Below are 11,368 nucleotides of genomic sequence, written 5' to 3' on the forward strand. Positions count from 1 at the left end.
CGGGCGCGTCACACTCCGCGGCCGCGGCGCGATGCAGGGTCGATGAGCACGCCGATGACCACCGAGGACCGCAGCCCCGCGACGAACCCCCTGGCAGAGCCGGGGCTCCGCCGAGCCCTCGAGGATTTCGTGCGGCGGCGCGTCCCGAGCGGCGAGGTCGACGACGTGGTGCAGACGGTCCTCTGCGACGCGCTCGCGTCGCCGGGGCGCCCGGCCGACCCGACGGAGCTCCGGCGCTGGCTCCTCGGGATCGCGCGCCACAAGGTGGCCGACCACCACCGGCGCTCGGCGCGGGAGGCCGCGACGGAGCTGCCCGACCTGCCGGTCGGACCGCCGCCCGTCGAGGCGCGCGAGCTGGCGCGCTGGGCGGAAGAGCAGGCCTCCGCGAGCCGCGACGCCCGGCAGACGCTGTCGTGGATGGCCCGGGAAGGGGAAGGCGAGAAGCTCGAGAGCATCGCCGCCGAGGAGCAGGTGCCCGCCGCCCGGGTGCGGCAGCGCGTGTCGCGGATGCGGCGATGGATGCGGGAGCGCTGGATGGCCGAGCTCGCCGCGGTCGCGGCGCTGGCCATCCTCGCGATCATCGTCGCCCGGCTCCTGCGGTCGACGAGCGACGCGCCGTTGATCGCGCCCCTGCCCGAGCCGCAGCCGAGCGCGCCGCCCGACGGGCCTTCGCCGCCCATCGCGCCGCCCTCGCCGCTCGACGCGCTGGAGCGCGCGCGGTCGCTGCGGGCCGACGCGCTGCGCGCCTGCGACGAGGCGGCCTTCCGCCGGTGCCTGGACCAGCTCGACGAGGCGGATCGGCTCGACCCGGCGGGCCGCGACGCGCCGGAGGTCGCCGCGGCGCGCGAGCGCGCGCTCGAGGCGCTCCGCGCGCCGACGGAGAAGGCCCCGGCGCCCGTCAACGAGAAGCCCGACAAGAAGGACGAGAGCAACCCTCGCCCCGCGCCGAAGCCTCGCCCGAAGGTGGCGCCGCCGCCCGCACAGAAGCCCACCTCGTCGGTGCCCGCGGAGCAGATGCTCAAGGAACAGATGCTCAAGTCGAGGAAAGCAGCGCCGAAATCGAAGGCCGACGAGATGGATTTCCCGTCGGGGAAACTCTAGCTGCTCGCGCCAAGGGGCGAACGACGCGCCGAGATCGAGCCGAACTCGACGGTTCGCCGTCGCCTCCGGAGCGGGGGGCCGACGCGCTGCCGAGGGGGAGCGGCGCGCGCCGCCGTACGAATCCATCTCGCAGTTTCCGGCGTAGTCGTCTAAACACGCTGGCGCTCGGCGCCATCAACGACGCCAAGGAGAGGAGTCCAGGAGATGCGAACGACGAGATGGCTTGGAATGGCATTCGCAGTGTCGCTGCTCGCGGCGAGCGCCGGCTGCGCGGTTGAGCCCCAGCAGCAGACCGCGAAGGCGCCGGCACCGCCGCCCGCGCCGCCGCCGCCTGCGCCGCCTGCGCCGCCCCCTGACGCGGACGCGGACGGGGTGCTCGACGACGGCGCTGACAAGTGCGTCGCCGAGAAAGAGGACGGCCTGCCGCCCGACGCCAAGGACGGCTGCAAGTCGACCGACCCGGACGGAGACGGCCTCGTGGCCGATGCCGACAAGTGCCCGACCGAGGCCGAGGTCAAGAACAACTACAAGGACGACGACGGTTGTCCGGACGTCCCGCGGGTCGCGCTGCTCGGCAACGAGGTGAAGCTCAACGAGAAGATCGCCTTTGCCGCCGGCAAGCCCGATATCGAGCCCGCGTCGCAGGAGCTCCTCGCGAACATCGCGCAGGTCCTCAAGGACCATCCGGAGATCCAGTTCGTCGAGGTCGCGGCCTATTCCGAGAAGCTCGCCAACGACGCCGCCACCGTGACGCTCACGAAGAAGCGCGCCGAGGCGGTGGTGAAGGCGCTCACCGCGCTCGGGGTCGAGAAGAACCGCGTGCGGGCCGCCGGCTACGGGGCGCACTGCGCGACCGATCCGGGCGAGACCGAGGAGGCGAAGGAGAAGAACCGCCGCGTCGAGATCAAGATCATGCGGCTCGACGGCAAGGACACCGGCGTCGAGCTCGCCTGCGCCGCGGTCGCCACCAAGGGCCTCAAGCCGGCCGGCGTGCCCGCGACCGCGCCGAAGGGCGCCGCGAAGGCCTCCGACGCGAAGCCGGTGGACCCGAAGGCCGCCGCCAAGCCCGCGGACGCGAAGCCCGCCGCTGCGCCTGCCGCACCGGCGCCCGCCGCCGCGCCGCCGGCTGCAGCGCAGCCCGCCGCCGCCGCGCCTGCCCCCGCCGCGCCCGCCGCGGCGAAGCCCGCGGACACGAAGCCGGCCGCGGCGAAGCCCGCGGACACGAAGCCGGCCGAGACGAAGCCCGCCAGCGTGAAGTAGGCGCTCGGCGCCGCGCGAGCGGGCAGGCTAGCGAGCCTGTCCGCGCGCGGCCGCGAGCAGGCTCGCGAGCGCCTCGCGCGCGGCCTGCCGGCGCTGCGGCTCGGGCAGCGCGCCCGGGCGCAGGCGCTGGATCTCGGCGCACAGCGCGGCGCGATCGCCGGCGAGAGGCGCGCCGCACGGCGCGTCGCGCGCGCCGTCTCCGGGGGCGTCGCGCGGCGCAGGCTCGCCGGCGAGCACGGCCGCGGCGGCCTCGATGAGGCGCGCGGTCGCCGCCGCGCCGGCGTCCTCGCCCCGGAATCGACCCACGAAGTCGGGCTGCTTCGAGAGCCGCGAGAGGACGTCCCAGCGCTGCTCGCGCACGGCGAGCTCCGTCGCGAAGAGCACGACCTTCAGGTTGCGGCCGAGGTCGGGGAGGGAGCGCGTCTCGCCGTCGAGCGCCATCAGGTCGTCGACGACGCTCGCGTCGAGCGCCGCGGCCGCGCAGCGCACCGCGACGCTGAGCAGATCCGCGCGCAGGGCTGGGCCGAGCGAGGGAGCGCGGCCGAGCGCACGCGCGGCGGCGAGCACGACCGGGCCGCAGTGCCCCTCGCGGCGCTGCCGCGCCAGCATCACGCCGGCGTCGTAGAGCCGGCCGCTCTGCCGCAGCGCCTCCACGGCGGCCGTGAACGCGTCGGGGTCGTACGTCCCCCGCTCCGCCGCCGTGAGGAAGCCGTCGAGGCTGCGCAGGGCAGGGCACGCGGCCGCGCTGCCCGCGCGCGCCCGTCGTTGGAGGTGCGGCAGCTTGCCGAGGACGTCGGCGATGCGCAGCGAGAGCGCGAGCGGGTAGGCGTCGCAGGCGGGCTCCTCGTAGCCGCCGAGCTCGACCCTCGCCTCGGTGCACGCGAGCGGCCGGGCGACCGCGGCGAGCGAGCGCGCGGTCCTCGCGACGAGCGGATCGAGCCCCTGGACCGCGGCGAGGCCGGTCGGGAGCGGATCGAGGAGCGCCGCGACCGCGGCGTCGTCTGCGTCCGGCGGCAGGAGGCCGCGGACGAGCGTCCAGAGGTCGCCGGCGAGGAAGGGGTGACCGGCCTCGGCCGCGAGCTGGGCGTCGATCGCCAGCAGCGCGCGGGCGTCCCGGCCCCAGGCGAGCGGCTGGTCCGGGCGCAGCGCCCGCCGCCCGAGCCGGAGGCCGAACGAGAGCGCGGCGATGGCCCGGCGCGCCGCGGCGGTGCCGCGCTCGGCGTCGCCCTCGAGGAAGTGGTAGGCGGCCGCGAGCGCCGCGGCGCTGACGTACGCGCGCGCCGCGTCCTCGTCGCTCCGGGGCGAGCCCTCGGGCGCGAGCGCCGCGGCGAGGGAGCCCTCGGGCTCGCCGCGGGTGCGGAGCCCGAGGCCGAGCTGGAAGCCGTTCGCCCCTTCGAGGAGCCCGGCGCCGTACGAGACGTCGAAGCTGAGCGAGAAGACGCGGGTCGCGGTCTTCTCCTCGTAGCGGTAGGTCATGCGCGGCACGCGCAGGCCGCGGGCGTCGGCGGCGGCGAGGACGCGGTCGAGGGCGTCGCGCGCCTCGGCGCGCCGGCCGCCGGCGAAGTCGCGCACGGCGCCGACGAGGGCGAGCACGTCGCCGGTGTCGGCCGCCTGGCAGGCGTCGTCCGACGCCTTGCTCATGGCGGCAGCGTACGCCGACGGATCCGGGGCAATGCCGGCCCGGGCCTTCGCGATCTCGCCGAGGTACGAGAGCGCCCAGGCGACCCGGCTGCCGCTGTCGTTCGCGAGCGCGATGGCGTCGGGCGACGGCGGCCCGCCCAGCACGGCGGCGCCGAGGAGCGAGGCGAGCAGCGCGAGGTCGGCCTGGTCGCGCAGCCCGAGGGCCGAGAACGCGCGGGCGTAGCCGACGAACAGGCCCCGCAGATCGCCGCCGCCGTCGCGCGCGGCGGGGAGCGACGCGAGCGCGTCGAGCAGCGCGCCGCCGGCGGGGCCTCGTCCCACGCCGCCACTCCGCGCCGGATCGTCGCGGAACGCCGCGGAGAGCCCGCGGAGCACCCGGCCGAGCGGGGCGCCGCTCCGCTCGGCGAAGCGCTCCGCGGTGGACGACTCGAGGAGCGCGCGGGCGAGCGCGTAGCCGCCGGTGAGCGCGTCGGCGAGGTCATGGTCGACCCAGCCGGAGAGGCCCGCGGCGACGGCGGCCTCGGCGTCCGCGGCCGGCAGGGTGAAGCGTGGCGGAGCGGCGCGCGCCGGCGCGCCGGCGGCGCGCGGCGGCGCCGAGAGGAGATCGATGGCGTCGGAGAGGAGCGTCACGAGGAGCCGCGCCCGGCGCGCCCACGGGCCGTCGCCCTGCCGGTACCGCGGCGCGAGCAGGATCCGCCGGCGGACGTCGCCGAGCCGCGCGAGGGCGCGGCGGGCCTCGGGGCTCGGCCCGCGCCCGGCGGCGCAGGCGGTACCGGCCGGCGGCGGCTTGCGCGAGCGCTCGGTGAGCAGCACGGCGAGGACGCCGTCGGCCAGCGCGGTGACGTCCTCGACGAGCTCGGGCGGGGGCGCCTCCGCGGCGTTGGCCGCGCCGGCGCCGGCCTCGGCATCGCGCGCCGCGAGCCCCGCGACGGCGCGCCGGAGCGCGTCGCGCGCCTGCCGGCGCTCCGGGGGGAGCCTGGCTGCGCCGGTCGCCTGCGGATCCAGCGCGCCGGCGGCGCCGAGCGCGGCGTAGCGGGAGAGGCTCGCGGCGAGCGCCGCGAGGCCGGGGTAGGGCAGCGCCGAGGCGGGCGCGAGCGCGCGCTCGATCTGCGCGGACGAGAACGCGAGATCCGGCGCCTGACCGGAGGCGAGCCGGTACAGCGCGTCGGCGGCGTAGAGGCCGGCGACGCCCCATCCAGCCTGCTCGGTGAGCTCGCCGCGGAGCTTGGCGGTGAGCGCGCCCTGCAGGGCGAGGAAGTGCGGGGGCTGCACCTCGGGCGGGTACGCCATGCCCGCGAAGACGCCGGCGAGCGCCGCGCCGAGGACGGCCTCCGGGTCGTGCGCCTCGGCCATGCGGCGCTGCACGGCGATCTGCGTGAGGTCGACGATGGCGTCGCGGAGGGGCTCGTCGGCGAGCACCCCGGGGCTGTAGGCGAGGGGGATCAGCGCGAGCGCGCGGTAGCGGCGCGGCTCGGCCTCCGCGAGGGCGCGCAGCGCGGCGAGGTGCGCGAGGCCGAGCTCGGTGGCGCGGCGGTGGACGGCGCTGCCCGCGCTGCCTGCCTGGCTCGCGGCGGGCGTGGGGCTGCGCTCGTGGAGCAGGGCGGGCGCGTGGGCCCACGCGGTGCTCGTTTGCTCGACGGCGCGGACGAGCGCCTCGTAGCGCGGCAGCCACGCGTCGAGCGGGAGGCGTCGTCCCGGCGCCGCCGCGGTGCTCGCGGGCGCAGCGGCAGGGTCGCCCGGGGCGAGGGCGCCGGCGAGCGCCGCGGCGAACACGAGGTCGCGCGGGCCTTCCATGGGGGGCGCGACGTCCCGGCCGCAGCCGGGGGCCTTGCCGAGCAGGTCGTCGAGCGCGGCGCGCCGGTCCGCGGGGACGGCCCGCAGCACGGCCGCGCCGCGGGCGCGCCACGCGGCGCGGCCGTCCCGGGCCGTGCGCACGCGGAGGAGGTCGCCGTAAGGCGTGTCGCCCGGCGCGGGCGGCGGGTCCAGCCGGGGGGCCGAGGGCGCGAAGGGAGCGTCGTCCTCGGCCTCCTCGAGCGCGACCCCGGCGGTCGCGAGCAGCTGCAGCGCGTAGCGGCCGCGCAGGACCGGCTCGTCGTTCGGGTCGCGCCCCTTCACCGCGGCCGCGAGGGCGTCGGCCGCGGCCGCGGCCTCGACGTAGCGAAAGCGGCCGGCGGCGCCGAGGGCGCGGCGGACGAGCGCGGCGAGCGCGATGTCGTCCGCGACCCGCGAGAGCGACGCGTCGCCGCGCGTGATCGGCGCGAGGCCGGCCATGAACGGCGCGAGCGGATCGGCCGGAAAGAGCTGGACGGCTCCATGGCGGGCGCGCGCGTGGACGAGGTGCTCGTACCCGAGGGCCTCGCCGATCGCGAGGAGCAGCGCGTCGGCGGCGAGGGCCCCAGGGGGCGGCAGCGGCGCGGCGCGGATCCATTTCGCCTCCGCCGCGGCCGCAGGCGCTCGCGCCGCGGCCGTGGCCTCCGCGCCCGCCTCGACGATGACCGCGGCCCGCGGCCCGCGCCCGCCGCGCCGGTCGAGGTCGCGGAGCAAGAGCGCCCAGGGGTCGTCGGCGTCCCGGGCGGCGCGGGCCGCGACGTAGCCGAGGGCGAGCTCGCGCGGCGGCCGGCGCTCCGCGAGCGCCGCGGCGAGGGCGCGCTCGCACGCGTCGAGGTGCGCAGGATCGCACTGGGCGGCCTGTGCGGGCGTGGCGCCCGGGGAGGCCGCGCCGCCGCAGCCTGCGGCGAGCAGCGCGAGGAGCAGCGCGGAGCAGAGCGGGAGAGCGCGCGGCGAGGAGGACACGCGATCGTGCAGCATGGCGCGCGCGCGACCTTACACGAAGACCGCGGCATGGCCGCGATCGTCTCGCGGACGGAGGAGGTCGGCCGCCCCGCACCCCGCCAGGTTGCGATGTCCCCGAGGATCCGTTACCAGATCGTTGCACCTCGACGCGACAGGGGCACCGCATGGCGATTTCTCCCGAGGACATCGTTCCGCTGAGCCAGGCGGAGGCCCGGCTCACGGAGCTCGCAGACGAGGTTCGCGCGGGTCACGAGAAGATCCTCACGCGGAACGGGGAGGGTTACATCGCCCTCGTCGACGCGCGCAGGCTAGACCACTATCACCGCCTCGAACGCGAGCACATTCACCTCACGCTCCTGGAGGAGGCGGATCGGGGACTCGACGATATGGAGGCCGGGCGGACGATGAGCGTGGAGGAGCTCCGCGCCAAGCACGGCCGATGAGTCGCCGCGCCACCGTTCGGGTCACCGAGAACTTCGAGCGGAACCTGGACGAGATCCGGCGGTTTCTCGAGGAGACGGGGCTCTCTTCCGCTTTCGGCGATCTTCTGGATCTCGTCTTCGACGACGTGATCCCGAGCCTGGAAGTCTCGCCCCTGATCGGATTCGACTTCCTTGCGCGAGCGCCACACTCCACAGAGGTCGAGGCGCGGATCCTGGCGCTGAAGCGCCGCCTCGGCTCCGACGCGTCGCTGCGGGAGTACATCGCTGGTGAGTACCTGTTGCTCTACGCGCTCAGCGGTGAGCGGATCCATCTGCTGGCCATCAAGCACCATCGCCAGCTCTCGTTCGATTTGCAGGCGCTCTGGCGCCGGTGATCGCGCAGCGGTCGTCGATTCTCCTCGCTGTCGTCGATCGATCGTGCCGTCGGGGACAGGTGCCGCGGAGCCTTACGTCCGGTGCGGCGTCCGGACCGGGTAGCCCCTGTCTTCCTGCCCCCGGAGCGCCGTGCTACGCGCGCGCTATGCGACGGGCTTCGGAGCGACGAGGTGCCGGCGGCGCGGGGGGCGGCGGGAGCGCCGGTTGCGGGGCGCGCGGCGCCTCCGCGGCGCTCGGGCTCGCGATCCTCGCGCTCTCGGCGTGCAGCGAGGGCGAAGGCGGGTATGCCGGGACGACCGCGCGCGTCGGCAAGGACACAGAGACGATCTACATCAACAACGGCAGCGAGCCCGAGTACCTGGATCCAGGAAAGTCCAACGACTCGGCGAGCTCCACGCTGGTGCAGCAGATGTTCGAGGGGCTGACGACCTACGGCGCCGGCGACCTCCGCCCGGTGCAGGGGGTCGCGACCCACTGGGAGCAGAGCGACGACAACCGGCTCTTCCGGTTTCACCTGCGGCCGGAGGCGCGCTGGTCCGACGGCAAGCCGGTCACGGCGCACGACTTCGAGTACGCGTGGAAGCGGGTGCTGCGCCCCTCCACGGCGTCGCTCGCCGCGACGAACCTCTACGTCCTCAAGAACGGCGAGCTGTTCAGCCTCGGCAAGCTCAAGGCGCTGCGCGAGGCCGCGCCGCTCCGCGCGGCCCCCCGGCCCGACGCGCCATCCGCGCTCGATCTGCCGAAGGGGGCGTTCGTCGTGGTGCTGGCGCGCTCGCCGATCCAGGTGGACACGGCGATCGCGCCCCTCGCGGCGCTGCCGGAGGGATCCGCCGCCGTGACGTTCGCGAAGGGCGACGGGAAGGGCGGCGCAAGCGATCGGCTCTCGTTCGGCGCAGCAGGAGGCGGCGCGACAGGGGGCGACGCGGCCGCTGGCGGCGCGGCGCCGCTCGGCTCGGCGCCCGGCGGCGGCTGGCAGGGCGCCGTCGTCGACATCGTCCGCGTGGGCCCGCCGTGCAAATGCAACGGCGCCGCCGACCGGTGGTTCGAGATCGAGCGGAGCGGCGCGCGCGGCTTCCTCCCGGGCTGCGCGCTCGTCCCCCCCGCGGGCAACGCCGGCAACCCGGGCAAGGAGAGCGCGGGCGCCGCGCCCCGGTCGGAGGCGTACGCCGTCGTCACGCCGCACACGAGCCTCCCCACGTACGACGCCGCGGCGCCGCCCTCCGGCAGCGCCGCGCAGGGCGAGCCCCCCGTGGGCTTCGTGCCCGACGCGCTCCTCGTGGAGGACGACGGCGCTGTCGGCGTCCGGGCAAGGGACGACCATACGCTCGACGTGCAGCTGGAACAGCCCACGCCCTACTTCACCGATCTCACGAGCTACGTGACGCTCTTCCCCGTGCGCAAGGACGTGATCGAGGCGTTCGAGAAGCGCGGCGAGCCCGAGCTCTGGTTCCGCCCCGAGAACATCGTGGTCAACGGCCCTTACACGCTCGATGAGTGGAAGTTCCGTTACGAGATCACGATGAAGCGGAATCCGATGTACTGGAACCACGACAAGCTGAAGATCCACCGCGTCGTGTGGCTGGAGGTCGAGCTCTACAATGCCACGATGAACATCTACAAGGCGGGGGATCTCGACTACCTGGGCGACAACACCTCGCTCCCCGCCGAGCACATGGACTGGCTGTCGACCAAGCGGGATTTCCAGCGGTACCCGTACCTCTCCATCTACTGGTTCGAGTTCAACACGAAGAAGCCGCCGGTCGACGACGCCCGCGTCCGCTGGGCGCTCAACCTCGCGGTCGACAAGCGGCAGATCGTCGAGAAGGTCACGCGGGCGGGGCAGACGCCGGCCACGCACTACGTCCCGGACTACACCGGATCGGGCTACGACGAGGCGGTCGCCGAGGACAGGAAGCTCGGGGTCGATCCGTTCTCGTCGCCGGAGGTCGCGTTCAACCCGGAGCGCGCCCGCGCGATGCTCGCCGAGGCAGGGTACGAGGTCGTCCGGGAGGGCGACGGGTACCGGGCGAAGAACTTCCCGGCGCTCGAGCTCCTCTACAACACGAGCGAGGGCCACAAGCAGATCGCGGTCGCGGTCCAGGACATGTGGAAGCGCCACCTCGGCGTCTCGGTCACGCTGCGGAACGAGGAGTGGAAGGTGATGCTCAAGAACGTGCGCGACGGTCACTACCAGGTCGTGCGGTTCGGCTGGATCGGCGAGTACAACCACCCGGCGACGTGGCTCGGCACGCTGCTCTCGTACAGCCCGCAGAACCGGACCGGATGGGCCGACCAGGAGTTCGATGATCTGATGCGCGCCGCCGCGGCGACGGCCGATCCGAAGGAGAGCATCCGGGCGTTCCGCAAGGCGGAGAAGCGGGCCCTCGACCGCATGCCCAAGCTGCCGCTCTACTTCTACACGAAGTCGACGCTGGTGAAGCCATGGGTCAAGGGGTTCAAGGGCAACTCGCGCGGCGTGCAGCTCGTGAAGTGGCTGTGGAACGACCCGAGCTGGCGCGACAACCCGTCGAACGAGACCGCGTTTCCGGAGCTCGAGTTCCCGGCGCCGGGGCGGCTCGGCGCGCCCTGACGGCGCCGCTGGGCCGGCTAGGTCCCCGTTGACGCGCCGGCCTGTGCCGTGGCCTCATCGACGAGAGCGCGGCATAGACCCTCTCGGGAGAACGACATGAGCAAGACGATCCTGGTCACCGGAGGCGCGGGCTACATCGGCTCGCACACCTGTGTGGAGCTCCTCCACGCGGGCTACCGGGTGGTGATCCTCGACAACCTCTGCAACAGCCGCAAGGCGGCGGTGGAGCGGGTGGAGCGGATCGCCGGGAAGCAGGTGACGTTCATCCAGGGCGACATCCGCGACGCGGCGCTCCTGGATCGGCTGCTCGCCGAGCAACCGATCGACGCGACCATCCACTTCGCGGGGCTGAAGGCCGTCGGCGAGTCGGTCGAGAAGCCGCTCTCGTACTACGAGAACAACGTCGCGGGGACCGTGTGCCTGCTCAAGGCGCTCGACGCGCGGGGCGCGCGGAAGCTGGTGTTCAGCTCGTCCGCCACCGTGTACGGCGATCCCGAGCGCGTGCCGCTCGACGAGGGGAGCCGGCTCGGGCCGACCAACCCCTACGGGCAGTCCAAGTTCATGGTGGAGCAGATCCTGCGCGACGTGGCGGCCACCGGGGGCTGGTCGCTCGGGTCGCTGCGCTACTTCAACCCCGTGGGCGCCCACGAGAGCGGGCTCATCGGGGAGGATCCGAACGGGATCCCGAACAACCTGACGCCGTTCATCACGCAGGTCCTTGTGGGGCGGCGCGACAAGCTCCGGGTGTTCGGGGGCGACTGGCCGACGCCGGACGGCACCGGCGTGCGCGACTACATTCACGTGGTCGACCTCGCGCTCGGGCACCTCGCCGCGCTGAACCGCATCTTCACCGTCGGCGACAGCTTCACCGTCAACCTCGGCACCGGGCGGGGACACTCGGTGCTGGAGATGGTGGCCGCGTTCGAGAAGGTCAGCGGGAGGCGCGTCGCCCACGAGATCGTGGCGCGCCGCCCCGGGGACGTCGCCTCGGTGTACGCGGATCCCGCGCGCGCGGTCGAGCTCCTCGGCTGGCGCGCGGAGCGCGATCTCGAGACCATGTGCCGCGACAGCTGGCGCTGGCAAGAGCAGAACCCGAAGGGGTTCGCCGATTAGGGCCGCGGATCTGAGGCGCGATAGAGCGCTCCTGCTCGCGGCCCTCTCGTGC

At 74.9% G+C, this 11,368-nt stretch carries 7 protein-coding genes; 6 read left to right on the top strand and 1 reads right to left on the bottom strand.

What is annotated here, in order from left to right:
• The first annotated feature begins 54 nt into the window (after positions 1–54).
• Positions 55–1,101, top strand: a complete 1,047-nt coding sequence (locus WME73_RS19670) for an RNA polymerase sigma factor (RefSeq protein ID WP_437916715.1) — start codon at positions 55–57, stop codon at positions 1,099–1,101.
• Between the two features lie 228 nt (positions 1,102–1,329).
• Positions 1,330–2,361, top strand: coding sequence for an OmpA family protein (locus WME73_RS19675; protein WP_437746942.1), 1,032 nt, complete (start codon positions 1,330–1,332; stop codon positions 2,359–2,361).
• A 27-nt stretch (positions 2,362–2,388) separates the two neighbouring features.
• Here the strand turns inward: WME73_RS19675 and WME73_RS19680 are convergent, their stop codons facing one another.
• A complete protein-coding gene (locus tag WME73_RS19680; RefSeq protein WP_437916716.1) occupies positions 2,389–6,810 on the bottom strand; it encodes a hypothetical protein in 4,422 nt (1,473 codons plus the stop codon).
• 149 nt (positions 6,811–6,959) lie between these two features.
• Here WME73_RS19680 and WME73_RS19685 point away from each other — a divergent pair, with 149 nt between their 5' ends.
• From WME73_RS19685 to galE, 4 genes are all read left to right on the top strand, one after another.
• Complete coding sequence (locus WME73_RS19685) at positions 6,960–7,238, top strand: type II toxin-antitoxin system Phd/YefM family antitoxin (RefSeq protein WP_437746944.1); 279 nt, start codon at positions 6,960–6,962, stop codon at positions 7,236–7,238.
• Positions 7,235–7,612, top strand: a complete 378-nt coding sequence (locus WME73_RS19690) for a hypothetical protein (protein ID WP_437916717.1) — start codon at positions 7,235–7,237, stop codon at positions 7,610–7,612. The genes WME73_RS19685 and WME73_RS19690 overlap by 4 nt, the downstream gene beginning before the upstream one ends.
• Before the next feature lie 146 nt (positions 7,613–7,758).
• Entirely contained in the window at positions 7,759–10,203 is a 2,445-nt protein-coding gene (locus tag WME73_RS19695; RefSeq protein WP_437916718.1) for an ABC transporter substrate-binding protein, read from the top strand.
• Positions 10,204–10,299: 96 nt separating this feature from the next.
• A complete protein-coding gene (galE, locus tag WME73_RS19700) occupies positions 10,300–11,316 on the top strand; it encodes a UDP-glucose 4-epimerase GalE (RefSeq protein WP_437916719.1) in 1,017 nt (338 codons plus the stop codon).
• The last annotated feature ends 52 nt before the right edge of the window (positions 11,317–11,368 follow it).

It is taken from the genome of Sorangium sp. So ce302, assembly GCF_051530145.1.
Classification (GTDB): domain Bacteria; phylum Myxococcota_A; class Polyangia; order Polyangiales; family Polyangiaceae; genus Sorangium; species Sorangium cellulosum_B.

Excerpts from the sequence above, each read along its gene's own strand:
- WME73_RS19670 (WP_437916715.1), top strand. The coding sequence starts at position 55 with ATGACCACCGAGGACCGCAGCCCCGCGACGAACCCCCTGGCAGAGCCG.
- WME73_RS19675 (WP_437746942.1), top strand. The coding sequence starts at position 1,330 with ATGGCATTCGCAGTGTCGCTGCTCGCGGCGAGCGCCGGCTGCGCGGTT.
- WME73_RS19680 (WP_437916716.1), bottom strand. The coding sequence starts at position 6,810 with ATGCTGCACGATCGCGTGTCCTCCTCGCCGCGCGCTCTCCCGCTCTGC.
- WME73_RS19685 (WP_437746944.1), top strand. The coding sequence starts at position 6,960 with ATGGCGATTTCTCCCGAGGACATCGTTCCGCTGAGCCAGGCGGAGGCC.
- WME73_RS19690 (WP_437916717.1), top strand. The coding sequence starts at position 7,235 with ATGAGTCGCCGCGCCACCGTTCGGGTCACCGAGAACTTCGAGCGGAAC.
- WME73_RS19695 (WP_437916718.1), top strand. The coding sequence starts at position 7,759 with ATGCGACGGGCTTCGGAGCGACGAGGTGCCGGCGGCGCGGGGGGCGGC.
- galE (WP_437916719.1), top strand. The coding sequence starts at position 10,300 with ATGAGCAAGACGATCCTGGTCACCGGAGGCGCGGGCTACATCGGCTCG.